Origin of the sequence: Streptomyces fractus, assembly GCF_049844455.1 — a bacterium.
Taxonomy (GTDB): Bacteria; Actinomycetota; Actinomycetes; order Streptomycetales; family Streptomycetaceae; genus Streptomyces; species Streptomyces fractus.
The window spans coordinates 7,512,792-7,538,997 of sequence record NZ_JBMYHI010000002.1; the positions used below are offsets into that span (position 1 = coordinate 7,512,792).

General features: G+C 71.4%; 23 protein-coding genes. 19 read left to right on the plus strand and 4 right to left on the minus strand.

What is annotated here, in order from left to right; translation table 11 throughout:
• Positions 1-100 precede the first annotated feature (100 nt).
• The 8 genes from ACP4E5_RS36105 to ACP4E5_RS36140 all read left to right on the plus strand — a co-directional run bounded on the left by ACP4E5_RS36105 (position 101) and on the right by ACP4E5_RS36140 (position 8,689).
• Entirely contained in the window at positions 101-1,204 is a 1,104-nt protein-coding gene (locus tag ACP4E5_RS36105) for a quinone-dependent dihydroorotate dehydrogenase (RefSeq protein ID WP_425836193.1), read from the plus strand.
• Positions 1,201-2,055, plus strand: a complete 855-nt coding sequence (gene pyrF / locus ACP4E5_RS36110) for an orotidine-5'-phosphate decarboxylase (RefSeq protein WP_425836196.1) — start codon at positions 1,201-1,203, stop codon at positions 2,053-2,055. The genes ACP4E5_RS36105 and pyrF overlap by 4 nt, the downstream gene beginning before the upstream one ends.
• Before the next feature lie 279 nt (positions 2,056-2,334).
• Positions 2,335-2,658, plus strand: a complete 324-nt coding sequence (locus tag ACP4E5_RS36115; protein WP_026246651.1) for an integration host factor — start codon at positions 2,335-2,337, stop codon at positions 2,656-2,658.
• 72 nt (positions 2,659-2,730) lie between these two features.
• Positions 2,731-3,288 carry a guanylate kinase gene (gene gmk / locus ACP4E5_RS36120; RefSeq protein ID WP_326014224.1) on the plus strand — a complete coding sequence of 186 codons (558 nt, stop codon included), beginning with the start codon at positions 2,731-2,733 and terminating at the stop codon, positions 3,286-3,288.
• A gap of 26 nt (positions 3,289-3,314) precedes the next feature.
• Positions 3,315-3,587 carry a DNA-directed RNA polymerase subunit omega gene (gene rpoZ / locus ACP4E5_RS36125; protein ID WP_326014223.1) on the plus strand — a complete coding sequence of 91 codons (273 nt, stop codon included), beginning with the start codon at positions 3,315-3,317 and terminating at the stop codon, positions 3,585-3,587.
• 121 nt (positions 3,588-3,708) lie between these two features.
• Positions 3,709-4,926, plus strand: coding sequence for a bifunctional phosphopantothenoylcysteine decarboxylase/phosphopantothenate--cysteine ligase CoaBC (coaBC, locus tag ACP4E5_RS36130; RefSeq protein ID WP_425836202.1), 1,218 nt, complete (start codon positions 3,709-3,711; stop codon positions 4,924-4,926).
• 291 nt (positions 4,927-5,217) lie between these two features.
• Positions 5,218-6,426 carry a methionine adenosyltransferase gene (gene metK, locus ACP4E5_RS36135; RefSeq protein ID WP_399235351.1) on the plus strand — a complete coding sequence of 403 codons (1,209 nt, stop codon included), beginning with the start codon at positions 5,218-5,220 and terminating at the stop codon, positions 6,424-6,426.
• A gap of 121 nt (positions 6,427-6,547) precedes the next feature.
• The gene (locus tag ACP4E5_RS36140; RefSeq protein ID WP_425836205.1) at positions 6,548-8,689 is read left to right on the plus strand and encodes a primosomal protein N'; all 2,142 of its coding nucleotides are present in this window, start codon (positions 6,548-6,550) and stop codon (positions 8,687-8,689) included.
• 666 nt (positions 8,690-9,355) lie between these two features.
• Here ACP4E5_RS36140 and ACP4E5_RS36145 read toward each other — a convergent pair.
• On the minus strand, positions 9,356-9,913 hold the full coding sequence (locus ACP4E5_RS36145; protein WP_425836208.1) for a hypothetical protein: 558 nt from the start codon (positions 9,911-9,913) through the stop codon (positions 9,356-9,358).
• 284 nt (positions 9,914-10,197) lie between these two features.
• Here ACP4E5_RS36145 and fmt point away from each other — a divergent pair, with 284 nt between their 5' ends.
• Positions 10,198-11,127 (plus strand): methionyl-tRNA formyltransferase, encoded by a 930-nt coding sequence (gene fmt / locus ACP4E5_RS36150; RefSeq protein ID WP_425836211.1) that lies wholly within the window; start codon positions 10,198-10,200, stop codon positions 11,125-11,127.
• A 105-nt stretch (positions 11,128-11,232) separates the two neighbouring features.
• Positions 11,233-12,663, plus strand: a complete 1,431-nt coding sequence (locus ACP4E5_RS36155) for an RsmB/NOP family class I SAM-dependent RNA methyltransferase (RefSeq protein WP_425836214.1) — start codon at positions 11,233-11,235, stop codon at positions 12,661-12,663.
• 136 nt (positions 12,664-12,799) lie between these two features.
• Here ACP4E5_RS36155 and ACP4E5_RS36160 read toward each other — a convergent pair whose 3' ends face one another.
• Complete coding sequence (locus ACP4E5_RS36160) at positions 12,800-14,914, minus strand: MMPL family transporter (protein ID WP_425836217.1); 2,115 nt, start codon at positions 14,912-14,914, stop codon at positions 12,800-12,802.
• 164 nt (positions 14,915-15,078) lie between these two features.
• On the opposite strand from ACP4E5_RS36160, the gene rpe reads away from it, so the two are divergent.
• The 9 genes from rpe to ACP4E5_RS36205 all read left to right on the plus strand — a co-directional run bounded on the left by rpe (position 15,079) and on the right by ACP4E5_RS36205 (position 24,323).
• The gene (gene rpe, locus ACP4E5_RS36165; protein ID WP_425836220.1) at positions 15,079-15,765 is read left to right on the plus strand and encodes a ribulose-phosphate 3-epimerase; all 687 of its coding nucleotides are present in this window, start codon (positions 15,079-15,081) and stop codon (positions 15,763-15,765) included.
• A 191-nt stretch (positions 15,766-15,956) separates the two neighbouring features.
• The gene (locus ACP4E5_RS36170) at positions 15,957-16,940 is read left to right on the plus strand and encodes a sugar-binding transcriptional regulator (protein WP_425841928.1); all 984 of its coding nucleotides are present in this window, start codon (positions 15,957-15,959) and stop codon (positions 16,938-16,940) included.
• Positions 16,941-17,029: 89 nt separating this feature from the next.
• Positions 17,030-17,413 (plus strand): guanyl-specific ribonuclease, encoded by a 384-nt coding sequence (locus ACP4E5_RS36175; RefSeq protein WP_425836222.1) that lies wholly within the window; start codon positions 17,030-17,032, stop codon positions 17,411-17,413.
• Entirely contained in the window at positions 17,410-17,748 is a 339-nt protein-coding gene (locus ACP4E5_RS36180) for a barstar family protein (protein WP_425836225.1), read from the plus strand. Before ACP4E5_RS36175 ends, ACP4E5_RS36180 begins: the two co-directional genes overlap by 4 nt.
• A gap of 117 nt (positions 17,749-17,865) precedes the next feature.
• On the plus strand, positions 17,866-19,308 hold the full coding sequence (locus ACP4E5_RS36185; protein ID WP_425836231.1) for a GuaB1 family IMP dehydrogenase-related protein: 1,443 nt from the start codon (positions 17,866-17,868) through the stop codon (positions 19,306-19,308).
• Between the two features lie 322 nt (positions 19,309-19,630).
• On the plus strand, positions 19,631-21,115 hold the full coding sequence (locus ACP4E5_RS36190) for an amino acid permease (RefSeq protein ID WP_425836234.1): 1,485 nt from the start codon (positions 19,631-19,633) through the stop codon (positions 21,113-21,115).
• A 10-nt stretch (positions 21,116-21,125) separates the two neighbouring features.
• Positions 21,126-21,578, plus strand: coding sequence for an Lrp/AsnC family transcriptional regulator (locus ACP4E5_RS36195; protein WP_399235327.1), 453 nt, complete (start codon positions 21,126-21,128; stop codon positions 21,576-21,578).
• Between the two features lie 158 nt (positions 21,579-21,736).
• Positions 21,737-22,528, plus strand: a complete 792-nt coding sequence (locus ACP4E5_RS36200; protein WP_425836237.1) for a carbon-nitrogen hydrolase family protein — start codon at positions 21,737-21,739, stop codon at positions 22,526-22,528.
• Between the two features lie 91 nt (positions 22,529-22,619).
• Positions 22,620-24,323 carry a flavin monoamine oxidase family protein gene (locus tag ACP4E5_RS36205; protein WP_425836240.1) on the plus strand — a complete coding sequence of 568 codons (1,704 nt, stop codon included), beginning with the start codon at positions 22,620-22,622 and terminating at the stop codon, positions 24,321-24,323.
• 9 nt (positions 24,324-24,332) lie between these two features.
• Here ACP4E5_RS36205 and ACP4E5_RS36210 read toward each other — a convergent pair whose 3' ends face one another.
• Positions 24,333-25,271 carry an LLM class F420-dependent oxidoreductase gene (locus ACP4E5_RS36210; protein WP_425836242.1) on the minus strand — a complete coding sequence of 313 codons (939 nt, stop codon included), beginning with the start codon at positions 25,269-25,271 and terminating at the stop codon, positions 24,333-24,335.
• 81 nt (positions 25,272-25,352) lie between these two features.
• Complete coding sequence (locus tag ACP4E5_RS36215; protein ID WP_425836245.1) at positions 25,353-26,066, minus strand: DUF5995 family protein; 714 nt, start codon at positions 26,064-26,066, stop codon at positions 25,353-25,355.
• Positions 26,067-26,206 lie beyond the last annotated feature (140 nt).

Here is a 26,206-nt window from a genome sequence, read left to right on the forward strand (position 1 = left end):
GGACCCGGCACAGGTTCCGGCAGCCCAAGAGGGGGACACCACAACGGTGTCCCCCTCTTCATGAGGCCATCGCCTCATGAAGACCTATAGGACTTCAGGCATGTACAAGCTGTTCTTCAACCTCGTCTTCAAGCACATGGACCCCGAGAAGGCCCACTACCTGGCCTTCCGCTGGATCCGCCTGGCGGCCCGCACCCCCGTCCTGCGCACCTTCGTGGCCGCCTACCTCGCGCCGCGCTACAAGGAGCTGCGTACGGAGGCCCTGGGCCTGCGGATGCACGGCCCCTTCGGCCTCGCCGCCGGCTTCGACAAGAACGCCATCGCGATCGACGGCATGTCGATGCTGGGCTTCGACCACGTCGAGATCGGCACCGTGACCGGCGAGGCCCAGCCGGGCAACCCCAAGAAGCGCCTCTTCCGCCTCGTGCAGGACCGCGCGCTCATCAACCGCATGGGCTTCAACAACGAGGGCTCGCTGGCCGTGGCGGCCCGCCTGGCCTCGCGCAACCCCGTCTTCAAGACCACGGTCGGCGTGAACATCGGCAAGACCAAGGTGGTGCCGGAGGCCGAGGCCGTCGGTGACTACGTGAAGTCCACCGAGCGGCTCGCCGCGTTCGCCGACTACCTCGTCGTGAACGTGTCCTCGCCGAACACCCCGGGGCTGCGCAACCTTCAGGCCACCGAGGCGCTGCGACCGCTCCTGAGCGCCGTGCGCGAGGCCGCCGACCGGACCGTGAAGAGCCGTCGCGTCCCGCTCCTCGTGAAGATCGCGCCCGACCTCGCCGACGAGGACGTCGACGCGGTCGCCGACCTCGCCGTGGAACTCGGCCTCGACGGCATCATCGCCACGAACACGACGATCACCCGCGAGGGCCTCGCCACCAAGGGCGACGTCGTGAACGAGACCGGCGGCCTGTCCGGCGCGCCCCTCAAGGAGCGCTCCCTGGAGGTCCTCAGCCGCCTCTACGCGCGCGTGGGCGACCGGATCACCCTCGTCGGCGTCGGCGGCATCGAGAACGCCGAGGACGCCTGGCAGCGCATCCTCGCCGGTGCCACGCTCGTCCAGGGCTACTCGGCGTTCATCTACGAAGGCCCCTGCTACGCCCGCGCGATCCACAAGGGCCTCGCGGCCCGCCTGCGCGACTCCCCGTACGCCACGCTCGCCGACGCGATCGGCGCCGAAGTGAAGAAGGTTTCCGCATGACCGTCATGGAGCCCTTCGGCGCCCGCCTGCGCCGCGTCATGGACGAGCGCGGTCCGCTGTGCGTCGGCATCGACCCGCACGCCGCCCTGTTGTCCTCCTGGGGCCTGAACGACGACATCGCCGGCCTGGAGGTCTTCACGCGCGCGTGCGTCGAGGCGCTGGCCGACACGGTCGCCGTGGTGAAGCCGCAGATGGCGTTCTTCGAACGGTTCGGTTCGCGGGGTGTCGCGGTCCTGGAGAAGGCGGTCGCCGACCTGCGCGACGCCGGGACCCTCGTCGTCATGGACGCCAAGCGCGGCGACATCGGCTCCACCATGGCCGCGTACGCGGAGACCTACCTGCGCAAGGACTCCCCGCTGTTCGTGGACGCCCTGACGGTCTCGCCGTATCTCGGCTACGGGTCCCTGAAGCCGGCCGTCGACCTCGCGCGCGAGTCCGGAGCGGGTCTCTTCGTGCTGGCGCTCACCTCGAACCCCGAGGGCGGCGAGGTCCAGCACGCGGTACGCACCGACGACCCGGCCGGCCGCAACGTAGGGGCGACGATGCTGGCGCACCTCGCGGAGGAGAACGCGGGGGAGCAGCCCATGGGTTCCTTCGGGGCCGTGGTCGGCGCGACGCTCGGCGACCTGTCCTCCTACGAGCTCGACATCAACGGCCCGCTCCTCGCTCCCGGCATCGGGGCGCAGGGTGCCACGGCGGCCGATCTCCCGTCGGTGTTCGGCTCCGCCGTGCGCAATGTCGTACCGAGTGTGAGCCGTGGAGTTCTCAAGGCGGGACCTTCGGTCGGGGCCCTTCGAGACGCCGCCGTGAGGTTCGCCGACGAGGTGCGGGAGGCCGTCGCGGGGGCCTGACGCGAGAGGTTTAGGGGTGGCACTCCGTGCCGACCTTGGGTTTTGCGTCCGAATCCTGTCCTGTTTACCGGTCGATTTGTCCAGAATGTACGGCTCGACAGAGGCTGACCAGGACTTTTCGTCTGTTCTCGCTGACTCTGGCGGCCATGCCCGCTAGTCTCCGTCGAGAGTCAACGGTCAACTGCACGCCAGCGGGTTGTTCGTTGCTCCCCAGGTGTGGGGCGACTAGGTTCCTCACCGGTCCGTATCCGACAGTTCGACATCCGAGGTGACGTAGGCGTGGCTCTTCCGCCCCTTACCCCTGAACAGCGCGCAGCCGCGCTCGAAAAGGCCGCCGCGGCTCGCCGGGAGCGGGCCGAGGTCAAGAATCGACTCAAGCACTCCGGCGCCTCCCTCCACGAGGTCATCAAGCAGGGCCAGGAGAACGACGTCATCGGCAAGATGAAGGTCTCCGCCCTCCTGGAGTCCCTGCCGGGCGTGGGAAAGGTCCGCGCCAAGCAGATCATGGAGCGGCTCGGGATCTCCGAATCCCGCCGGGTGCGCGGTCTCGGTTCCAACCAGATCGCCTCCCTGGAGCGCGAGTTCGGCAGCACCGGAGCCTGAGTGACCGAGGCCTCCCCGGGCTGATCCCCGGGGCTGGTCCGGGCACTCCGGAACAACTGGAATAATCGCTGCATGAGTGAACGTCCGCGGCTGACCGTGCTCTCCGGCCCCTCGGGGGTCGGCAAGAGCACGGTTGTCGCCCATATGCGCAAGGAACACCCCGAGGTCTGGCTCTCGGTGTCGGCCACGACCCGCAAGCCGCGCCCCGGCGAGCAGCACGGTGTCCAGTATTTCTTCGTCACCGACGAGGAAATGGACAAGCTGATCGCCAACGGTGAGCTCCTCGAGTGGGCCGAGTTCGCGGGGAACCGTTACGGCACCCCGCGCCGAGCCGTGCTCGACCGCCTCGAGGCGGGGGAGCCGGTGCTGCTCGAGATCGACCTCCAGGGTGCCCGCCTGGTCCGGGAGTCGATGCCCGAGGCGCAGCTGGTCTTTCTGGCCCCGCCGAGCTGGGAGGAGCTGGTCCGCCGGCTCACCGGGCGCGGTACGGAGGCGCCGGAGGTCGTCGAGCGCCGTCTCGAGGCCGCCAAGGTGGAACTGGCCGCCGAGTCGGAGTTCGACACCACACTCGTCAACACCTCCGTCGAGGGCGTGGCCCGTGAGCTGCTAGCCTTGATGAAAGTTCTTTGATCTTTAACCCCATCGGAAGGCAGAGAGTGTCCTCTACCATCACCGCGCCCGAGGGCATCATCAACCCGCCGATTGATGAGCTCCTCGAGGCCACCGACTCGAAGTACAGCCTGGTCATCTACGCCGCCAAGCGCGCGCGTCAGATCAACGCGTACTACTCGCAGCTCGGTGAGGGCCTGCTCGAGTACGTCGGCCCGCTGGTGGACACGCACGTCCACGAGAAGCCGCTCTCGATCGCTCTTCGTGAGATCAACGCGGGTCTGCTGACGTCCGAGGCCATCGAGGGCCCGGCTCAGTAACGCTCGTCGTTCGCAGTTTCGGTACTTCAGGCCCGGCAGCGCGCTGTCGGGCCTGTGGTGTGTCATGGAGTCGTACGCTCGCGCTTCAGGGGCGCACGTCCGAGATTCAGGGGAGAAGCCGGTGTCGAAGCCCAAGGTCGTTCTGGGGGTCAGCGGCGGAATCGCCGCCTACAAGGCGTGCGAACTGCTGCGTCGGCTGACGGAGTCCGGCCACGACGTGCGCGTCGTACCGACCGAATCGGCGCTGCACTTCGTCGGCGCCGCGACCTGGTCGGCGCTCTCCGGCAACCCGGTCTCGACGGAGGTCTGGGACTCGGTCCACGAGGTGCCGCACGTGCGCATCGGCCAGCACGCGGACCTGGTGATCGTCGCCCCCGCCACGGCCGACATGCTCGCCAAGGCGGCCCACGGGCTCGCCGACGACCTCCTCACGAACACGCTCCTCACCGCCCGATGTCCCGTCGTCTTCGCCCCCGCGATGCACACCGAGATGTGGGAGCACCCGGCCACCCAGGAGAACGTCGCCACGCTGCGCCGCCGCGGCGCCCTCGTCATCGAGCCGGCGGTCGGCCGCCTCACGGGCGTCGACACCGGCAAGGGCCGCTTCCCCGACCCGGCCGAGATCTTCGAGTACGCGCGCCGGGTGCTCGCGCGCGGCGACGCCCCGCAGGACCTCGCGGGCCGCCATGTGGTCGTCACCGCCGGCGGCACCCGGGAGCCCCTCGACCCGGTCCGCTTCCTCGGCAACCGCTCCTCCGGGAAGCAGGGCTACGCGCTCGCCCGCACGGCGGCGGCGCGCGGGGCCCGCGTCACGCTGCTCTCCGCGAACGCGAACCTGCCGGATCCGGCGGGCGTCGACGTCGTCCACGTAGGAACGGCCGTTCAGCTGCGCGAGGCGGCCCTCAAGGCGGCCGCCGACGCCGACGCGGTCGTCATGGCCGCGGCCGTCGCCGACTTCCGCCCCGAGTCGTACGCCACCGGGAAGATCAAGAAGAAGGACGGCGAGGAGCCGGCGCCGATCGTCCTCGTCCGCAACCCGGACATCCTCGCCGAGCTCTCGGCCGACCGGGCCCGCCCGGGTCAGGTCGTCGTCGGCTTCGCCGCGGAGACGGACGACGTCCTCGCCAACGGCCGCGCCAAACTGGCCCGCAAGGGCTGTGATCTACTCGTCGTCAACGAGGTGGGGGAGCGCAAGACCTTCGGCTCCGAGGAGAACGAAGCGGTGATTCTGGGCGCCGACGGGCACGAGACGCCGGTCCCCTACGGCCCGAAGGAAGCCCTTGCGGACCGCGTCTGGGACGAGACGGCGCGCCGTCTCTCGCCGGCGACGGGCGGCTGAATCTTTGTCGAACACGCGCGGAACCCCACCGGTGCGTGAATTTCACAATCGGCACTTCTGACGCACGCAAAGCCCGAGAACACGCCATTTTCGGGCGAGCAGTACCCTTCCGAAGACCGATCGTCGTACAGCAGAATGCGGTGTCGCAGGTCACAGCGCTCCCAGTGGGCGAGACACGTGACCCGGCGGCCGAGTACGACCGATAAACTGTTCCCGGACGGTGCCGGGCGCAGCCCCCCGCACCAACCGTCAAATGATCAGCCAGCAGCCGCTGCAACCACAGGGAGCGTTGTGTCCCGTCGCCTGTTCACCTCGGAGTCTGTGACCGAGGGTCACCCCGACAAGATCGCTGACCAGATCAGCGACACCATTCTCGACGCGTTGCTCCGCGAGGACCCCTCGTCCCGCGTCGCCGTCGAGACGCTGATCACCACCGGCCTGGTGCACGTCGCCGGCGAGGTGACCACGAAGGCCTACGCGCCGATCGCGCAGCTCGTGCGCGACAAGATCCTCGAGATCGGCTACGACTCGTCGAAGAAGGGCTTCGACGGCGCGTCCTGCGGCGTCTCGGTCTCCATCGGCTCGCAGTCGCCCGACATCGCGCAGGGCGTCGACACGGCGTACGAGAAGCGCGTCGAGGGCGACGAGGACGAGTTGGACAAGCAGGGCGCGGGCGACCAGGGCCTGATGTTCGGCTACGCGTGCGACGAGACGCCGGAGCTCATGCCGCTCCCGATCCACCTCGCGCACCGCCTCTCGCGCCGCCTGTCCGAGGTCCGCAAGAACGGGACGATCCCCTACCTGCGCCCCGACGGCAAGACCCAGGTCACCATCGAGTACGACGGCGACAAGGCGGTCCGTCTGGACACGGTCGTGGTCTCCTCGCAGCACGCGAGCGACATCGACCTGGACTCCCTCCTCGCCCCCGACATCCGCGAGTTCGTGGTGGAGCCGGAGCTGAAGGCGCTGCTCGACGACGGCATCAAGCTGGAGACCGAGAGCTACCGCCTGCTGGTCAACCCGACGGGCCGCTTCGAGATCGGCGGCCCGATGGGCGACGCCGGTCTGACCGGCCGCAAGATCATCATCGACACGTACGGCGGCTACGCCCGCCACGGCGGCGGCGCCTTCTCCGGCAAGGACCCGTCCAAGGTCGACCGCTCGGCCGCGTACGCGATGCGCTGGGTCGCCAAGAACGTCGTGGCCGCGGGTCTCGCCGCGCGCTGCGAGGTCCAGGTCGCCTACGCGATCGGCAAGGCCGAGCCGGTCGGTCTCTTCGTCGAGACCTTCGGTACGGCGACGGTCGACACGGACAAGATCGAGGCCGCGATCTCCGAGGTCTTCGACCTCCGCCCGGCAGCGATCATCCGCGACCTCGACCTGCTCCGCCCGATCTACTCCCAGACGGCCGCGTACGGCCACTTCGGGCGCGCGCTGCCCGACTTCACGTGGGAGAAGACCGACCGCGTGGACGCGCTGCGCAAGGCCGCGGGTCTCTAGACCCTGCGCCATTGATCGGCCCGAAGGGCCCGGTTCTCCTTGGGGAGGGCCGGGCCCTTCGGTGTTTCCGGGCCGCTGCGGGGCAGGCCCGGTGTCAGTGCCCTCTGGTAGGAATGCACGTGTGAGCAGCGAGAACGACAGGGGCGACGAGGGCGGGGAGCCGGAGCAGCTTGCGTTGATCCGGGAGAGCGTGCGGGCTGCCAAGGTGCCGAAGGCGAAGCCGCGGACGTGGCGGGGGGCGGCGTTGGCGGAGGAGCTGCCGGTGGCGCGGGTGCTCGTGGACAAGGGGGTGCTGCATCTCGACCGGTACTTCGAATACGCGGTGCCGAAGGATCTGGACGCCGCCGCGCAGCCGGGCGTGCGGGTGCGCGTGCGGTTCGGGGCGGGGAACCGGAACGTGCGGGACGGGCGGCGGGAGGGCGGCGGCCTCATCGACGGGTTTCTTGTCGAGCGGGTCGCCGAGGCCGAGTATCAGGGGCCGCTCGCCGCGCTCGCGCAGGTCGTGTCGCCCGAACCGGTGCTCGATGCGGAGCTGCTCGGGCTGACCCGGGCCGTCGCCGATCGCTATGCGGGGAGCCTCGCCGATGTGCTCCAGCTCGCGGTTCCGCCGCGCCATGCCAAGGCCGAGGCCCGGGAGTTCGCCGCTCCGCCCGCGCCGCCGGGGGCTCCCGAGGCCGGCTCCTGGGCGCGGTACGAGCGGGGGGCCGACTTCCTGGCCTCGCTGTCCGCGGGCGGTGCGCCCCGGGCGGTGTGGACCGCGCTGCCCGGGCCCGAGTGGGCCGATGAGATCGCCCGGGCCGTGCGGGCGACGCTCGCGTCCGGGCGGGGGGCCCTGGTCGTCGTGCCGACCGTGCGGCTCGCGGCGCGCGTCGATGCCGCGCTGCGCGAGGAGTTGGGCGAGGGGCAGCATGCGCTGTTGACGGCTGACGCCGGGCAGCAGCGGCGGTACTCCGAGTGGCTCGCCGTGCGCCGGGGGGCCGTGCGGGCCGTCGTGGGGACGCGGGCGGCCATGTTCGCCCCCGTGCGGGATCTGGGACTTGTCGTGCTGTGGGAGGACGGGGACCAGCACCACAGCGATGATCACGCTCCGTTCCCGCACGTGCGGGAGGTCCTGGAGCTGCGGGCCACGCGCGACAAGTGCGCGTTCCTGCTGGGGAGTTGGAGCTGTACGGTCGAGGCCGCCCAGCTGGTGCGCAGCGGATGGGCCGCCGCCATGAGCGCGCCGCGGGACGTCGTACGGCGGGTCGCTCCGCTCGTACGCACCGTGGGGGACCGGGACGTGGCGCGCGACGAGGCGGCGCGGGCCGCCCGCCTGCCGAGCCTCGCGTGGGAGGTGGCGCGGACCGCGTTGCGCGAGGGGCCGGTGCTGGTGCAGGTCCCTCGTCGGGGGTACGTGCCGCGGCTCGCGTGTCAGCGGTGTCGTGAGCCCGCCCGGTGCGGGCAGTGCGCGGGTCCGTTGGAGGCGCGGGAGGCGACCGGCGTGCTCGCGTGCGGCTGGTGCGGGCGCGAGGAGGGGCGCTGGCAGTGCGCCGAGTGCGGGGGGACGCGGTTGCGGGCGCAGGTCGTCGGGGCGCGGCGCACCGCCGAGGAGTTGGGGCGGGCGTTCTCCGCCGTGCCGGTGCGGACGTCGGGGCGGGAGCAGGTGCTGGACACGGTTCCGGGGACGCCCGCGCTCGTCGTGAGTACGCCGGGGGCCGAGCCGGTCGCCGAGGGCGGGTACGCGGCGGCGTTGCTGCTCGACGGGTGGGCGATGCTGGGGCGGGCCGATCTGCGGGCGGGGGAGGAGGCGCTGCGGCGGTGGATCGCGGCATCGGCGCTGGTGCGGCCGCAGGAGGCGGGGGGCGCGGTCGTCGTGGTCGCGGAGCCCACGTTGCGGCCGGTGCAGGCGCTGGTGCGGTGGGATCCGGTGGGGCACGCGGTGCGGGAGCTCGCGGACCGGGCCGAGCTCGGGTTTCCGCCGGTGTCGCGGATGGCGGCGGTGACGGGGACGGCGGAGGCGGTCGCCGGGTTCATGGGGGCGGTGGAACTTCCGGGGGACGCGGAGGTGTTGGGGCCCGTGCCGGTGCCGGAGGCGATATCCGGTGGAGGGCGGCGGGGTGGGGGGCCGCCGGCCGGGGAGCAGTGGGAGCGTGTGTTGGTGCGGGTGCCGCCGGGGAGCGGGGCCGTGCTTGCGCGCGCCTTGAAGCAGGCGCAGGCGGCGCGGATGGCGCGGGGGGCGGGTGAGCCGGTACGGGTGCGGGTGGATCCGCTGGACATCGGGTGACCGGGTCGGCGGCGGCCGGCGCGGGGGAGCCGGGGCCGGCGCCTCCGATGATCGTTGCGCGGCACCGGGGGCCGCCTTGCCCAATCTGCCGCCCAAGGCGGCAGATTGCCCAAGGCGGCGGCTTGGTGGGAGGCGGGCGGCTGGGGCTGAGGCGGCGGCTTGCCTGAGGCGGCGGCTTGGTGGGAGGCGGGCGGCTTGGGCCTGAGGTGGCCGGATTGCGTGAGGCGACGCTTGGCCGGTCCAAGGCGGCGGCCTGCCCGAGGCGGGCAGCTTGGTCCGAGGTGGGCGGCTTGGTCCGGGGCGGGCGGCTTGGTCCGGGGCGGCGGTTTGGCCTGAGGCGGGCAGACTGCGTGAGGCGGCGGCTCGAGGCGGCAGCTTGGTGTGAGGCGGGCAGATTGCCCGAGGCGGCGGTTCGGCGCGAGGCGGGCGGCTTGGCCCGAGGCGGGCAGATTGCTCGGGGTGGAGTTTGGCCGGCCCACGGCGGCGGCTTGCCTGAGGCGGTGGGCTTGGCGCGAGGCGGCAGATTGCCCAAGGCGGGCAGCCTGGCCCGAGGTGGGGGATTGGCTTAGGTGGCAGCCTGGCCCGAGGTGGGGTGGCTTGTGGTATGCGGTGCTGCCTCCCCCGGCGGGTGGTGCAGGGGGAGGCAGTGGTGTTCGGTGGGGTGGGTCAGCCGTGGCGTGGGCCGGGGAAGGCGCTGGGGCGTGAGTCGTCGCGCAGGCCCGTCGGCTGGGTGGGCAGTGCGCGGGCGGCGGGGACCGACGACAGCGGGCCCGCTCCCATCGGCACGGTGGGACGCGCGGCCTGTGCCGAGGAGGGCACGGCGGGCGACGCCGGGACCTCCGCGCCGCGCTCGGCCTCGGCCGCCGCCTGGGTGGCCGCCCTGCGCGCCCCGTACCTGCGGTGGACCGCCTGCTTGGTGACGCCGAGCGCGGAGCCCACCGCGTCCCACGAGAAGCCCAGCGAGCGGTCGAAGTCCACGGCTGCGGTGACCAACGTCTCGACGCTGTCGCGCAGTTCCTGGGCGAGACGGACGGTGGGGGCGGGCGCCCTCCCGTAGACGACGAACCCCGCGGAGGGGCCTGAGCGGCGCGGGCGGTAGACGTTGCCCAGCTGTGCGGTGAGGGTGCGCAGCGCGTCCACCTGACGGCGGACCCGCTCGATGTCCCGCACAAGCAGATGCAGGCTGGCCCGTGCCTGGGCGTCGTGGGTTGCGTGGTCGGCCATGAACAAGCCTCTCGAACCGGCGATAAAAAAAGGATCGGGCCACGCTCGCGTCAAGCGACACCGGCGAAGACGTGTGAACGATGACGAAATGACTGATTGCGGCCCATTGACTGGTCAACTCTTTCTTGACCAACGCGCCATCCGGTGTGGGGTCACGCTGTTCGGGCGCATCCGCATATGCGAGGGGCGCACGTCAGGACGTGCGCCCCGTACGCGCCCGCCGCACGGCGCCCATAGACTGGTGCGCTGCCCGTGACCCTGCCCCGAGAGGCTGTACGCCACCGATGAAGCTCGTCTTCGCAGGCACCCCCGAGGTCGCCGTTCCCGCCCTGGACGCCCTGATCGCCTCCGACCGGCACGAGGTCGCCGCGGTCGTCACCCGGCCCGACGCACCGGCGGGGCGCGGCCGTCGACTGGTCGCGAGCCCGGTCGCCCAGCGGGCCGAGGAGGCCGGCATCGAAGTGCTCAAGCCGGCCAAGCCGCGTGACGAGGAGTTCCTGGCGAGGCTGCGGGAGATCGCTCCCGACTGCTGCCCGGTCGTCGCGTACGGGGCGCTGCTCCCGAAGGTCGCGCTCGACGTGCCCGCCCGCGGCTGGGTCAACCTGCACTTCTCGCTGCTGCCCGCGTGGCGGGGCGCCGCGCCCGTGCAGCACGCGGTGATGGCGGGTGACGAGATCACCGGCGCGTCCACGTTCCTCATCGAGGAGGGGCTCGACTCCGGGCCCGTGTACGGGACGGTGACCGAGGCGGTCCGCGCCACCGACACCAGCGGCGACCTGCTGACCCGGCTCGCGTTCGCGGGCGCGGGGCTGCTCGCCGCGACCATGGACGGGATCGAGGACGGCACGATCGAGGCCGTGCCGCAGCCCGCCGACGGCGTCACCCTCGCGCCGAAGATCACCGTGGAGGACGCCCGTATCGACTGGACCGCGCCGGCCCTGCGGGTCGACCGGGTCGTCCGGGGCTGCACGCCCGCGCCCGGCGCCTGGACCGAGTTCCGCGGCGAGCGGCTCAAGGTGCGCACGGCCGTCCTCGCGCCCGACCGGACCGACCTGGCGCCGGGGGAGATCGGCGCGGGCAAGAAGAACCTCTACGTGGGCACCGGTTCGCACGCCGTCGAGCTGCTCTGGGTGCAGGCGCAGGGCAAGAAGCCGATGGCCGCGGCGGACTGGGCGCGCGGCACCCGGATCGCCGAGGGCGAGACCCTGGTCTGACCGGCCCACGAGGACCGTTGTCGGGGCCGGGACGTACCCTGGGAGGGTTCATCCCGGCGTACGACCCGTGCGTAGCGCCCGTACGATCCCAGCAGCGGAGCACCTTTGAGCGACCAGCCCGGCCGGCCCCCTCGTAAGCCCGGCAAGCCCCACCGCCGTCCCAAGAAGGACCCCGTGCGCATCCTCGCCTTCGAGGCGTTGCGCGCGGTGGACGAGCGGGACGCGTACGCGAACCTCGTGCTGCCGCCGCTGCTGCGCAAGGCCCGCGAGAAGGGTGACTTCGACGCGCGTGACGCCGCGCTCGCGACCGAGCTCGTGTACGGGACGCTGCGCAAGCAGGGGACGTACGACGCGATCGTGGCGGCCTGCATCGACCGGCCGCTGCGCGAGGTCGACCCGCCGGTTCTCGATGTGCTCAACCTCGGCGTGCACCAGCTGCTCGGTACGCGGATCCCGACGCACGCCGCCGTGTCCGCGTCGGTCGAGCTGGCGCGCGTCGTGCTCGGTGACGGGCGGGCCAAGTTCGTGAACGCCGTGCTGCGGAAGGTCTCGCAGCACGATCTCGACGCGTGGGTCGAGCGGGTCGCGCCGCCGTACGACGAGGATCCCGACGACCACCTGTCCGTGGTGCATTCGCATCCGCGATGGGTTGTCTCCGCCCTGTGGGATTCGTTGGGTGGTGGGCGTGCCGGGATCGAGGACCTCCTGGAGGCCGACAACGAGCGGCCCGAGGTGACGCTCGTGGCGCGGCCCGGGCGGACCACGGCCGAGGCCGTACTCGCCGAGGTGGGCGAGGAGTCGGGGCTGCCTGGACGCTGGTCGCCGTATGCCGTGCGGCTTGCCGAGGGCGGTGAGCCGGGGTCGTTCGACGTCGTGCGGTCCGGCCGTGCCGGGGTGCAGGACGAGGGAAGCCAGCTGGTCGCCATCGCGCTCGCGAACGCTCCGATCGAGGGGCGCGACGAGAAGTGGCTCGACGGGTGCGCGGGGCCAGGCGGCAAGGCGGCCATGCTGGCCGGGCTCGCCGCCGAGCGCGGGGCGACGCTGCTCGCCTCCGAGAAGCAGCCGCACCGGGCCGGGCTCGTCGCGAAGGCGCTGGCCGGGAACCCGGGGCCCTACCAGGTGATCGCCGCGGACGGGACGCGTCCGCCGTGGGGCCCGGGGACGTTCGACCGGATCCTGATGGACGTGCCCTGTACGGGACTCGGCGCGCTGCGGCGGCGCCCGGAGGCGCGGTGGCGGCGGCGGCCGGAGGACCTGGAGGGGTTCGGGCCGCTGCAGCGGGGGCTGCTGCGCAAGGCGCTCGAGTCGGTGCGGGTGGGGGGTGTCGTGGGGTACGCGACGTGCTCGCCGCATCTCGCGGAGACGCGGGCGGTGGTCGAGGACGTGCTGAAGGGGGTCGGCGGGGCCGAACTCATCGATGCGCGGCCTCTGTTGGAAGGTGTGCCGGGGCTCGGGGAGGGGCCGGATGTGCAGTTGTGGCCGCATCTGCATGGGACCGATGCGATGTATTTGGCGCTGATTCGGCGTACCGCGTAGGTCTTGTCGCGGGCGACCGGGGTTGACGACTCGGGGCTCTGCCCCGGACCCCGCTGCTCAATCGCCGCAGGGGCTTGAAAGATCGCGGGCCCCGCTGCTCAAGCGTCGCAGGGGCTTGAAAGGCCTCGGGCTGGAGCTACTCGAGTTTGTTCGGCCACCACATCCTCGGGCCCACGTCCAGGAACAGGGATGTCACCAGGATCGAGCGGACCACGAAGGTGTCCAGGAGGATGCCCGCGGCCACCGCGAAGCCGATTTCCGCGAAGGCGACCATCGGGAGGGTGCCGAGGGCCGCGAACGTGCCCGCGAGGACCAGGCCCGCCGACGTGATCACCGCGCCGGTCGCGGCCAGGCCCGTGACGATGCCGGGGCGGGTGCCCTGGCGGGCGGCCTCCTCACGGATGCGGGTCGTGAGGAAGATGTTGTAGTCGATGCCGAGCGCCACCAGGAACACGAAGACGAACAGCGGGAAGTCCGTCGATTCGCCCGCGTAGTCGAAGAGGTGGCGGAACGCGAGCGCGCTGATGCCGAGGGCCGCCGCGAAGGACAGCACGACCGTCGCGATCAGCAACAGGGGTGCCACCAGGGCCCGTAGGAGCAGGCCGAGGATCAGCAGGACGACCACCAGGACCAGCGGGATCACCAGCTTGTTGTCGTGCGTGGTCGCCCGGTCCATGTCGAGCAGCGCCGCCGTGCCGCCGCCCACCTTCGCCTCCGCGCCGTTCACGTCCCCCACCGAGGCCCGCACCCGGTCCACCGTGTCCTTGGCGGCCTGGCTGTCGGCCGGTGCGGTCGTCGTCGCCTCGAAGAGGATCCGGCCGTCCGCCACGGGTTTCGTGTTCGGTGGCACGCCGATGCTGCCGCGTACGACACCGTCCGTCGTGGCGACCGCCCGCCGCACCTGCGCGCCCTGCGCCTGGTTCGCGACGATGACCAGCGGGTCGCCGGTGCCCGCGGGGAAGTACTCCGCGGAGATCTTCTGTCCCACGATCGAGTCGGGTTCGCCGGTGAACGAGTCGGCGTTGCTGATGCCCTCCGCCTTCAGCTGGATCAGGCCGAGGGAGAGCAGGGCGAGTACCCCCGCCGTGACGATCCAGACCAGGCGCGGGCGGCGCGCGATCTTCCGCCCCGTGCGCGCCCACAGGCCGCGCTCGGTGGGCTCGGGCGAGCCGAGGTGCGGGATCACCGGCCAGAACAGCCAGCGGCCGAAGATCACCAGCAGGGCGGGGAACAGCGTCAGCATCGCGAGCAGGGCGACGGCGACGCCGATCGCGGCGACCGGGCCGAGGCCCCGCGTCGAGTTCATGTCGGCCGTCAGCAGGACCAGCATGCTCAGGACGACCGTCGCGCCCGACGCGAGCACCGCGGGGCCCGCCCGGTGCAGGGCCAGCGCCATCGCCTCGTGCCGGTCCTCGTGCCGGCGCAGCTCCTCGCGGTAGCGGGCGACGAGCAGCAGCGCGTAGTCCGTCCCCGCGCCGAACACGAGCACGGTGAGGATGCCCGCGCTCTGCCCGTTCACGGTGAGCCCGGCGTGCTCGGCGAGGACATAGATCAGCGCCTGCGCCGTGAACAGGGCCGCCACCACGCTCAGCACCGGTGCGAGCAGCAGGGACGGACTGCGGTACGTGCACAGCAGGATCACGATCACGATGCCGAGCGCCGCGAACAGCAGCGTCGAGTCGATGCCCTCGAAGGCCTTGGAGAAGTCCGCGGAGGTGCCGCCGGGACCGGTGATGTGGATCCGCAGCCCGTCCGCCGACGTGCCGCTCCGGTCACGGATGGAGTCCACCGCGGGGGCGATCCGCTCGAAGCCCTTGGCGTCCATCGTCACCGGGACGTAGATCTGGGCCGCCGAGGGGTTCACCTTCTTGTCGAAGGCCGGGCCGCGGGTCTCCGTGCCGCGCACCCCATGCGCGCTCAGCCGCTTGATCTGCGCGGCGTCCTTGGCGATACGGGCCCGGTCCGCGACGGTGAGCCCGCCCTCGCGCGCGTAGATCACCACGGCGGGGATGGTCTCCGGCCTGAAGTCCTTGGACAGGTCGAGGACTTGGGTGGACTCCGCGGAGCCGGGCAGCCAGGACTGCGCGTCGTTGTCCTGCGCGTCGGTGAGCTTCTGGGCGAGCGGCGCCGTGCCGACGATGACCACCAGCCACAGCAGCAGCACCAGCCACTTGCTGCGCCGCCCGCACACCAGCCACGCGACACCGCCGCGTCCGGGCGCCGTGCTCACCGTGCTCTGCTCGTCCGCCATGGTGTCCCCCGCTGCGTCGTGCGCGGTCGCTCCCCCAGGGGCCGGAGGCCGGCCCCTCCTGCGAGCCGCCAAGAATGGCACGGGCGGGCACGGCTCGGTATCGGTCTCAGGTATGGGGCGGGACCGTGGCGGGGCGAGGGGCCGGGGCATGGCACGCTTGGGGCATGGCCGTGCAGATCAACCCCAGCATCCTGTCCGCGGACTTCGCCCGCCTTGCCGACGAGGCAAAGGCCGCCGAAGGCGCCGATTGGCTCCATGTCGACGTCATGGACAACCACTTCGTCCCGAACCTGACCCTCGGGGTTCCGGTCGTAGAGTCGCTGGCGCGGGCGACGGACACCCCGTTGGACTGCCATCTGATGATCGAGGACCCCGATCGCTGGGCCCCCCAGTACGTCGAAGCGGGTGCCGGTTCCGTCACCTTCCACGCGGAGGCGGCCGCCGCCCCCGTCCGGCTCGCGCGTGAGATCCGCGCCAAGGGCGCCCGCGCCTCGATGGCCCTGAAGCCGGCGACGCCGATCGAGCCGTACGAGGATCTGCTCCCCGAGCTCGACATGCTGTTGATCATGACGGTTGAGCCGGGATTCGGCGGGCAGGCGTTCCTGGACATCATGCTGCCCAAGATCCGCCGCACCCGTGAGCTGATCGGTAAGCACGGTCTGGAGCTGTGGCTGCAGGTCGACGGCGGGGTCTCCGCCGCGACGATCGAGCGGTGCGCCGAGGCGGGCGCCGACGTCTTCGTGGCCGGATCGGCCGTCTACGGGGCGAAGGACCCGGCGGAGGCGGTACGTGCACTGCGCACCCAGGCGGAGGGCGCCACGTCGTCCGCGGCCTGGGCGTGCGACCACTGAGCCACCGGTACGTGAACGGCGTCCATCGGGGCTGATCAACCGCGTCGGATCTGCAAGGATGAACGGCGTATCCAGGTTGTGAACACCAGTCGATTCGTGAGCGGCATTCGTGAGCAGCAGACGATTCGTGACTTAAGAGAAGTGAGGAGAACGCCGTGTCCGCATCATCGGCGGGACGGGCGGCCCTGCGGATGGGACCCGCGGAGCTGGTGCAGGCGGCGGCCATGGCCCGTCGCTTCTACCTCGAGGGCAAGTCCAAGATCCAGATCGCCGAGGAGTTCGGCGTGAGCCGCTTCAAGGTGGCACGGGTCCTCGAGACCGCCCTCGAGCGGGATCTCGTACGTATCGAGATCCGAGTCCCTGCCGAGCTGGACGCCGAGCGCTCCGACGCGCTGCGGGCCCGCTACGGGCTGCGCCACGCGGTCGTCGTCGAGTCGCCCGCGGAGATCGACGAGTCCTCCGACCCGGAGAACCTCGGCGAGGTCGCGGCGGATCTGCTCGGCGAGCTGGTCACCGAGGGCGATGTGCTCGGCCTCGCGTGGGGCCGCTCCACCATCCACATGGCGGCCGCCCTCGACCGGCTTCCGCCGTGCACCGTGGTGCAGTTGACGGGCGTGTACGACGCGGGGACCGCGGAGCGCGGCTCCGTGGAGGCCGTGCGGCGCGCGGCGCAGGTGTCGGGCGGCGACGCGCACCCCATCTACGCGCCGATGCTGCTGCCGGACGCCGCGACGGCTGCGGCGCTGCGCAACCAGACGGGGATCGCCCGCGCCTTCGAGTACTTCGACAAGGTCACCGTCGCGTGCGTGTCCATCGGCTCGTGGGAGCCGGGCATCTCGACCGTGCACGACATGCTGAGCGACGAGGAGCGCGCGCACTACGCGTCCCTGGGCGTCGCCGCCGAGATGTCCGCGCACCTTTTCGACGCGCAGGGCCGCCGGGTCGGGCGGGACCTGGGGGAGCGGTGCATCACCGTCGAGGCGGACCGCCTCCGGCGCATACCGGAGGTCGTCGCGATCGCGGGTGGGCAGCGGAAGGCTGCCGCCATCGACGCGGTGCTGCGGTCGGGGCTCGTGACCAGTCTGGTCACGGATACGGCTGCGGCGGACTTTCTGCTGGCGGCCGGTTCCGCACCGAAGCCGGCGTTGCAGCGGGCCGACCCGGATGGCGTGTAGCGGTCGGATCGGTTGACGTCGCGGGGCGCTGACCAGGGCCCCGCGCCTCAATCAGTGGCGGGGCCCGAAGTTGATGGCAGCATCGCGGCATGAGGTATCTGCTCCGGGTGCTGCTCGCCTGTCTTGTCCTGTTCGCCGGCGGGTGCGCCGGGACGTCCGGGCAGTCGTCGGGCGACAGCCCCTCCTGGGCGCCGGGCATGGCCACGGTGCGCGCGGCCGAGCTGCCCGCAGAGGCGCGGCGTACGCTCGAACTCATCGACGCCGGTGGGCCGTTCCCGTACGAGAAGGACGGCAGCGTCTTCGGGAACTTCGAGGGTGAGCTGCCGAAGCAGCCGCGCGGCCACTACCACGAGTACACCGTGCGCACCCCGGGCGAGGACGACCGCGGCGCCCGGCGCATCGTCACCGGCAGCGCCGGGGAGACGTACTACACCGATGACCACTACGAGTCGTTCAAGGCGGTGCTTCGATGAGCGGGCTGCCCGCTTCCCCGGACCGGTGGACCGTCCGCGGACTCGACCTCGACGGGATCACGGACAAGACCGGGTTCATGGACCGGTGCGCCTCCGCGCTGGAACTTCCCGCGTGGTTCGGGCGGAACTGGGACGCCCTCGCCGACGCGCTGAGCGATCCCGGACAGCTGCCGGAGGCGGACCCGGACGGGGCGCTGGTGCTCCTCGTGTCCGGGTGGGAGGGGTTCGAGGCGCGGCAGCCGGAGCAGTGGGACATCGCCCGTCAGGTGTTCGCGCAGGCTTCCGCGGCCCAGGTGCTGCTCGCGCTCGGAGGATCATCCAGGCAGCCGCGCTGACCTTGGGATGTTCACCCCGAAGACGTGATCCGAGCCGACATGGGAAAATGAAGTACGTGCTTTGTGCCCCGGGAGCACACTTCTGGGGCCCCCTTCTACCGACTGGGATGTCCGCACGTGCGTTTCCTCAATGACATCAAGCCCGCGTACGACCTGACGTACGACGACGTCTTCATGGTGCCGAGCCGGAGCGCCGTCGGCTCCCGGCAGGCCGTGGACCTTTCCTCGCCGGACGGTACGGGGACCACGATCCCGCTGGTCGTCGCCAACATGACCGCGATCGCCGGGCGTCGTATGGCCGAGACCGTCGCCCGCCGCGGTGGCCTTGTCGTCATTCCGCAGGACATTCCGATCGAGGTCGTCACCGAGGTCATCTCCTGGGTCAAGACGCGCCACCTGGTGCTCGACACCCCGATCGTCCTCGCGCCGACGCAGACCGTCGCGGACGCCCTGGCGCTGCTCAACAAGCGCGCGCACAACGCCGGTGTCGTCGTCGACGACGAGCAGCGGCCCGTCGGTGTCGTCACCGACCAGGACCTGACCGGCGTCGACCGCTTCACGCAGCTGTCCGAGGTCATGTCCAAGGACCTGCTGCTGCTCGACGCGGACATCGACCCGCGCGATGCCTTCAACAAGCTGGACGGCGCCAACCGCCGCTACGCCCCGGCCGTGGACAAGGACGGCCGCCTCGCCGGCATCCTGACGCGCACCGGCGCCCTGCGCGCGACCCTCTACACCCCGGCCACCGACGCCGACGGCAAGCTGCGCATCGCCGCCGCCGTCGGCATCAACGGCGACGTCGCGGGCAAGGCCAAGCAGCTGCTCGACGCCGGCGCGGACACGCTCGTCATCGACACGGCCCACGGCCACCAGGAGTCGATGATCGAGGCCATCAAGAAGGTCCGCGCGCTCGACCCGCAGGTGCCGATCGTCGCGGGCAACATCGTCGCGGCCGAGGGCGTCAAGGACCTGATCGAGGCCGGCGCCGACATCATCAAGGTCGGTGTCGGACCCGGCGCCATGTGCACCACGCGCATGATGACCGGCGTCGGCCGGCCGCAGTTCTCCGCCGTCCTGGAGTGCGCCGCCGAGGCCAAGAAGTACGGCAAGCACGTGTGGGCCGACGGTGGCGTGCGGCACCCGCGCGACGTCGCCATGGCGCTCGCCGCCGGCGCCTCCAACGTCATGATCGGTTCGTGGTTCGCCGGGACGTACGAGTCCCCGGGCGACCTTCAGCACGACGCCAAGGGCCGTGCCTACAAGGAGTCGTTCGGCATGGCCTCGGCCCGCGCCGTGAAGAACCGGACGAGCGACGAGTCCGCCTACGACCGCGCCCGCAAGGCGCTCTTCGAGGAGGGCATCTCCACCTCGCGGATGTTCCTCGACCCGGAGCGTCCGGGCGTCGAGGACCTGATCGACTCGGTCATCGCGGGCGTCCGCTCCTCCTGCACGTACGCCGGCGCCAACTCGCTCGCCGAATTCGAGGAGCGCGCCACGGTCGGCATCCAGTCCGCCGCCGGTTACGCCGAGGGCAAGCCGCTGCACGCCAGCTGGAGCTAGGACCCCAGCAGCGCGAAGTACCGCGAACCCCGCGTCTCTCTTCCGAGGGGCGCGGGGTTCCGTCGTTTCCGGTCAATCCGCACGCAACGGACGAAAGCTCGCGCGCAACAATCATCCGCGAGCCGGAACGTAGCGCAACGATCATGCGCGACTGCGCAAGGTTGCTGCATTACACCTGAGAACAGAACTCCTCTAGAGTCATCCGCTGTACGTTGCGTGGCGGGGGTTCGGCCTGCTCGGCGGGACCCGTTTGACGGGTGTGCTCCGCCGCGTCCCCCTCGCTGCGGTCAACCCCACCCGGCAGCGATGAAGGAGCCAGTCCGTGCTCGACCACGGCGCACCCCCGCGCACCCCGCAAGCCGCCCCCGCCCCCGCGGGGTTCGGCGCCCGCCTCATGCGGCGCAAGCCGGTGGATCTCCTGGTCGCGGAGGGCGGCCAGGGCGAAGGCGGCTCGCTGCGGCGCTCCCTGGGGCTCTGGCAGCTGACGATGATCAGCATCGGTGCCACGCTCGGCACCGGCATCTTCGTGGTGCTCGGCGAGGCCGTGCCGAAGGCCGGTCCCGCCGTCACGCTGTCCTTCGTGATCGCCGGTCTCACCGCGCTCTTCTCGGCGCTCTCGTACGCCGAACTGGCCGGCACCATCCCGGTCGCCGGGTCCTCCTACTCGTATGCGTACGCAACGATGGGCGAACTTCTCGCCTGGGTGTGCGGCTGGTGTCTGGTCCTGGAGTACGGGGTCTCGGTCGCCGCGGTCGCCGTCGGCTGGGGCGAGTACCTCAACGAGCTGCTCGACGGGACGATAGGCGTCACCATCCCCGCCGCCCTGTCCGCGCCGCCCGGCGACGGCGGGATCTTCAACCTGCCCGCGCTCATCGTGGTGCTGCTCGCCATGGTGTTCCTGCTCGGCGGCGCCAAGGAGTCCGCGCGGGCCAACACCATCATGGTCGCCGTGAAGATCGCGGCCCTGATCCTCTTCTGCGTCATCGGCTTCATGGGCTTCAAGTCCGGCAACTACGAGAACTTCATGCCGCTCGGCATGGCGGGCGTGAGCGCCGCCGGTGCCACGCTCTTCTTCTCGTACATCGGCTTCGACGCCGCCTCCACCGCCGGTGAGGAGGCGAAGAACCCGCAGCGGGACCTGCCGCGCGCCATCATGCTGTCGCTGATCATCGTCACCGCGCTGTACGTCCTCGTGGCCGCCGTCGCCGTGGGCGCCCGCCGCTGGACGGACTTCAACGACTCCGAGGCGACGCTCGCCGCGATCATGAAGGACGTCACGGGACAGCCCTTCTGGGGCACGGTGCTCGCCGCCGGCGCCGTCATCGCCATCGCGTCCGTCGTGCTCACCGTGCTCTACGGGCAGACCCGCGTGCTGTTCGCGATGTCCCGCGACGGCCTCGTGCCCAAGGTGTTCTCGAAGGTGCACCCCAAGACCGGGGCGCCGCGCGCCAACACGGTCATCGTGTCCCTGTTCTGCGGTGTCCTCGCGGCCGCCGTCCCGCTCGGCCAGCTCGCCGACGCCACCAGCATCGGCACGCTCTTCGCGTTCGCCCTGGTCAACATCGCCGTGATCATGCTGCGCCGGACCCGCCCCGACATGAAGCGCACCTTCCGCGTGCCGCTGTCGCCGCTCCTGCCGCTCATCGGCTTCGCGCTCTGCGTCTGGATGATGGGCAGCCTGTCCGCTATCACCTGGATCGTCTTCGGTGTCTGGATGGCCGTCGGTCTCGTGTTCTACTTCAGTTACGGGATGCGCCGCTCCCGCCTGGCCGCCCAGGACTCGGGCCTCGTAGACGCAGAAAAGTGAACCTCCTGCCTTGCTGAACGATCTCGACGAACGCATCGTGCACGCCCTCGCCGAGGACGCCCGCCGCTCCTACGCGGACATCGGCCAGCTGGTCGGCCTGTCCGCGCCCGCCGTGAAGCGCCGCGTGGACCGGCTGCGGGCCACCGGCGCGATCACCGGGTTCACGGTGCGCGTCGACCCGGCCGCGCTCGGCTGGGAGACCGAGGGGTTCATCGAGATGTACTGCCGCTCCAACACCTCGCCGGAGGCGATCCGGCGGGGCCTGGAGCGCTATCCCGAGGTCGCGTCCGCCTCCACCGTCACCGGTGAGGCGGACGCGATCGTCCAGGTCTTCGCCTCCGACATGCGGCACTTCGAGCGGGTCCTGGAACGCATCGCGGGGGAGCCGTTCGTCGAGCGGACGAAATCCGTGCTGGTCCTGTCGCCGCTGATGCGGCGATTCACGTCGGGTTCGCCCGCGTAACGGGATCCGAGGGGCCCGCGCAACGAATCGCCGTTCGGCGCGAAAACCACGCAACGAACAGCTCCAATACGTGCAACAGGTGCTTCTTGTACGCGGTGGCGGGCCCCCGTAGCTTTTTGGTGACCCCGAACCCTGCCCCGTACCGGTTGAGGACACCCATGCGCACCGCCCTGCTCCAGAGCTCAGGACACCCCGGCTCGACCGCCGCGAACCTCAAGGTTCTCGACGCGGCCGCGGGCCGGGCCGCCGCCGCGGGCGCCGGGGTCCTCGTGACCTCGGAGATGTTCCTGACCGGGTACGCGATCGGTGACGACGTGGCCCGGCTCGCCGAGGCCGCCGACGGGGACGCCGCCGACGCGATCGCCGAGATCGCGCACCGGCACGGCCTGGCCGTCGCCTACGGCTACCCGGAGCGCGCGGGCGACGCCGTCTTCAACTCCGTACAGCTGATCTCCGCCGTCGGCGCCCGCCTCGCGAACTACCGCAAGACGCACCTCTTCGGCTGCTTCGAGCGCGAGCAGTTCACGCCCGGTGACCGGCCGGTCGTGCAGGCCGAGGTGAACGGTCTGCGGGTCGGCCTCATGATCTGCTACGACGTCGAGTTCCCGGAGAACGTCCGGGCGCACGCCCTCGCCGGCACCGACCTGCTGCTCGTGCCGACGGCGCAGATGCACCCCTTCCAATTCGTCGCCGAGTCGGTCGTGCCGGTGCGCGCCTTCGAGAACCAGATGTACGTCGCGTACGTCAACAGGGTCGGTGCGGAAGGGGAGTTCGAGTTCGTCGGGCTCTCCACGCTCGCCGGTCCCGACGGGGTGGCCCGTGCCCGGGCCGGGCGCGGCGAGGAGCTGCTGTTCGCCGACGCCGACCCCGATCTCCTCGCCGCCTCCCGCGCGGCCAACCCGTATCTGAGCGACCGCCGCCCGGCGCTGTACGGCTCGCTCGCCTCCTGAGGCCCGGACCGTCCCCGGCCCGCCCGGCCCGGTCCGCCTCAACTCCCGCTTCCTGCCCAGCACTTCAGTACCCGCAAGGAGTCCGCACCCCATGACGTCCACGGTGCCCACCGCCGCCCAGCACACCGAGGGCCAGCCGCCCATCACGATGTTCGGGCCGGACTTCCCGTACGCGTACGACGACTTCCTCGCCCACCCCGCGGGCCTCGGCCAGATACCCGCGACCGAGCACGGCACCGAGGTCGCGGTCATCGGCGGCGGCCTGTCCGGCATCGTCGCCGCGTACGAGCTGATGAAGATGGGCCTCACGCCCGTCGTGTACGAGGCCGACCAGATCGGCGGCCGGCTGCGTACGGTCGGCTTCGAGGGCACCCCGGCGGGGGCCTCGGACCTGACCGCGGAGATGGGCGCGATGCGCTTCCCGCCGTCGTCCACGGCGTTGCAGCACTACATCGACATGGTGGGCCTGAAGACGAGGGCGTTCCCCAACCCCCTCTCGGAGGCCACGCCCTCGACCGTCGTCGACCTCAAGGGCGAGTCCCACTACGCCGAGACGCTCGCCGATCTGCCGCAGGTGTACCGGGACGTCGCCGAGGCGTGGAACAAGTGCCTCGACGAGGGCGCCGACTTCTCCGACATGAACCAGGCGATGCGCGAGCGCGACGTGCCGCGCATCCGCGAGATCTGGGGCAAGCTCGTCGAGAAGCTCGACAACCAGACGTTCTACGGGTTCCTCTGCGAGTCGGAGGCGTTCAAGTCCTTCCGGCACCGGGAGATCTTCGGCCAGGTCGGCTTCGGCACCGGCGGCTGGGACACCGACTTCCCGAACTCCATCCTGGAGATCCTGCGCGTCGTCTACACCGAGGCCGACGACCACCACCGCGGCATCGAGGGCGGCTCGCAGCAGCTCCCGCTGCGCCTGTGGGAGCGCGCGCCGGAGAAGATCGTGCACTGGCCCTACGGGACCTCGCTCGCCACCCTGCACGTCGACGGCAAGCCGCGTCCGGCCGTGACCCGGCTCTCGCGCACCGCCGGCAACCACATCACCGTCACGGACGCCGACGGCGACATCCGCACGTACAAGGCGGCGATCTTCACCGCGCAGTCGTGGATGCTGCTGTCCAAGGTCGACTGCGACGACGAGCTCTTCCCGATCGACCACTGGACGGCGATCGAGCGCACGCACTACATGGAGTCCAGCAAGCTGTTCGTGCCGGTCGACCGGCCGTTCTGGCTGGACAAGGACGAGGTCACCGGGCGTGACGTCATGTCGATGACGCTCACCGACCGCATGACGCGCGGGACGTACCTGCTCGACGACGGGCCGGACAAGCCCGCCACGATCTGCCTCTCCTACACGTGGTGCGACGACAGCCTGAAGTGGCTGCCGCTGTCGGCCAACGAGCGGCTCGACGTCATGCTGAAGTCGCTCGGCGAGATCTATCCGAAGGTCGACATCCGCAAGCACATCATCGGTAACCCGGTGACCGTGTCCTGGGAGAACGAGCCGTACTTCATGGGCGCGTTCAAGGCGAACCTGCCCGGCCACTACCGCTACCAGCGCCGCCTGTTCACGCACTTCATGCAGGAGACGCTGCCCGAGGACCGGCGGGGCATCTTCCTCGCCGGTGACGACATCTCGTGGACGGCCGGGTGGGCCGAGGGCGCCGTGCAGACCGCGCTGAACGCGGTGTGGGGCGTCATGCACCACCTGGGCGGCAGCACGGACGCGACCAACCCGGGTCCGGGCGACGTGTTCGACGAGATCGCGCCGGTGGAGCTCCCGGAGGACTGACGCCGGGTCCTACACCCCGGCCGCGCGCGCCTTCTCGTACACCTCCGCCGCGACGTCCTTGAGCTCCTCGGCGTCGCGGGCCTCACCCTGGAGTTCGAGCAGGATCTCCTCAAGGCCCACCTCGTCGTGCGCGACCAGGTCCTCCACGATCTGGTCGACGCTGCCCTGGAACGGCCTGCGGTCCTCGCCGGTGTACGGCGCGCGCGTGTGGACCGTGTTCACGCGCAGCACGGTCTGCAGGGGCGCGGTGCGGCCGCGCTCCTCGGCGAGGGCCTGGAGCTGGTCCCACTGCTGCTTGAGGCCCTCGGCGCCCATCGCCGCGGGCATCCAGCCGTCCGCCTTGTCGACCATGCGGCGGGCCGACTTCGGGCTGTTCGCCGGGAGCAGGATCGGCAGCGGCCCGGCCGGCTTGGGGCCGACCACGGACGGCGCGACGGTCGTCAGCTCGCCCTCGTACGACACCGGGTCCGGGCCCCACACCGCGCGGCACACGTCGATCAGCTCGTCGAGCACCTTGCCGCGTCGCTCGAAGGGCGCCACGCCGGCCGCCGCGTACTCGTCGTGCGACCAGCCCGTGCCGAGCCCCGCGACGACGCGGCCCCCGCTCGCCGCGTCCAACGAGGCGAGCGAACGGGCGAGTTGGAAGGGGAGGTGCAGCGGCGCCACGAGGACGCTGGTGCCGAGCCGTGCGCGCGACGTGGCGGACGCCGCCAGGGTGAGCGCGACGAGCGGGTCGGCGACCGAGCGGTACTGATCGGGCCACGGCAGGCCCGGGACTCCGTACAGGCCCTGGGTGGCGGGTTCGGGGTACAGGATCCGCTCGAACACCCACAGGCTGTCGTAGCCGATGGCCTCCGCGGCGCGCGCCACGTCGGGGACGTCCCTGCCGATGTCGTACTGCTTCATCTGGGGCAGTCCGAGGCCGAGTCGGGTCGTGGTCGTCGGCATGGTCGTGCTCCTTTGCTCGACAGTGCGGATCTGTCTGTCAACGCCCTGGAACGGTACGTGTGTTCCCGCCGGGTCCCCGGGTCAGTCCGGCAGCGGTGTGAGGAGCATCCGGCCCACCAGGCCCACCGATGTGTCCAGGCGGTGCGCGAACTCGGCCGCCACGGACGGCAGATCGCGCAGCGCCCACAGGGCGCGGGCCGCTCCCCACGCGCCGTCGCGGGCGCGCTCCAGGCTCCACGAGCCGAGCAGATGGGTCAGCGGGTCGGCGACCTGGAGCAGATCGGGACCCGGCATCAGCTCTTCGCGGATGCGCTCCTCCAGCGAGACGAGGAGGTCGCCCACGCGCTCGAACTCGTCCTCCAGGGCGTCCGGTTCGCAGCCCAGCGTGCGACACGCGTCCACGACGGCGAGCGCCAGATCGTGCCCGATGTGCGCATTGATGCCCGCGAGCGCGAACTGCAACGGGCGTACGCCGGGATGCCGGCGGAACTGGAACAGGGGCCGCCAGCAGGCGGGCGGGCGCGCGCCGTGGGCCGCCGCGTCGACCGCCACGAGATAGCGCTCGGCGAACCGGACGTCCAGCGTGACCGCCGCTCCCCGGTCCGGGAAGCCGCCCGCGGGCCCCGCGTCGATGGACCGGTCGACCTCCTCCGTGACGCAGAGGTAGACCCGGTTGAAGACGGCCACGCCGTCGCGCGGTGGCAGATCCGCGCCGAGCGCGCGCATTCTCGCGATCACGATGTCGACCCCCTGAGCGGGGATCCGGGCCTGTGCGAACCGCTCCAACTGCGCCATGCACGCAGCGTCCCAGCCGTAGCCTTACGCGGACGTCGGCTGGCCGGGGGCTTCCCCAGAACGAGGGAACGGCGGACCTGGAGGGGGAGGGTGCGGTGTCGGGCTCACACGCGCGGCGGCGGGCCGAACGGCGGACGTGG

Excerpts from the sequence above, each read along its gene's own strand:
- ACP4E5_RS36105 (WP_425836193.1), top strand. The coding sequence starts at position 101 with ATGTACAAGCTGTTCTTCAACCTCGTCTTCAAGCACATGGACCCCGAG.
- pyrF (WP_425836196.1), top strand. The coding sequence starts at position 1,201 with ATGACCGTCATGGAGCCCTTCGGCGCCCGCCTGCGCCGCGTCATGGAC.
- gmk (WP_326014224.1), top strand. The coding sequence starts at position 2,731 with ATGAGTGAACGTCCGCGGCTGACCGTGCTCTCCGGCCCCTCGGGGGTC.
- ACP4E5_RS36145 (WP_425836208.1), bottom strand. The coding sequence starts at position 9,913 with ATGGCCGACCACGCAACCCACGACGCCCAGGCACGGGCCAGCCTGCAT.
- fmt (WP_425836211.1), top strand. The coding sequence starts at position 10,198 with ATGAAGCTCGTCTTCGCAGGCACCCCCGAGGTCGCCGTTCCCGCCCTG.
- ACP4E5_RS36160 (WP_425836217.1), bottom strand. The coding sequence starts at position 14,914 with ATGGCGGACGAGCAGAGCACGGTGAGCACGGCGCCCGGACGCGGCGGT.
- rpe (WP_425836220.1), top strand. The coding sequence starts at position 15,079 with ATGGCCGTGCAGATCAACCCCAGCATCCTGTCCGCGGACTTCGCCCGC.
- ACP4E5_RS36170 (WP_425841928.1), top strand. The coding sequence starts at position 15,957 with ATGGGACCCGCGGAGCTGGTGCAGGCGGCGGCCATGGCCCGTCGCTTC.
- ACP4E5_RS36175 (WP_425836222.1), top strand. The coding sequence starts at position 17,030 with ATGAGGTATCTGCTCCGGGTGCTGCTCGCCTGTCTTGTCCTGTTCGCC.
- ACP4E5_RS36180 (WP_425836225.1), top strand. The coding sequence starts at position 17,410 with ATGAGCGGGCTGCCCGCTTCCCCGGACCGGTGGACCGTCCGCGGACTC.
- ACP4E5_RS36200 (WP_425836237.1), top strand. The coding sequence starts at position 21,737 with ATGCGCACCGCCCTGCTCCAGAGCTCAGGACACCCCGGCTCGACCGCC.
- ACP4E5_RS36205 (WP_425836240.1), top strand. The coding sequence starts at position 22,620 with ATGACGTCCACGGTGCCCACCGCCGCCCAGCACACCGAGGGCCAGCCG.
- ACP4E5_RS36210 (WP_425836242.1), bottom strand. The coding sequence starts at position 25,271 with ATGCCGACGACCACGACCCGACTCGGCCTCGGACTGCCCCAGATGAAG.
- ACP4E5_RS36215 (WP_425836245.1), bottom strand. The coding sequence starts at position 26,066 with ATGGCGCAGTTGGAGCGGTTCGCACAGGCCCGGATCCCCGCTCAGGGG.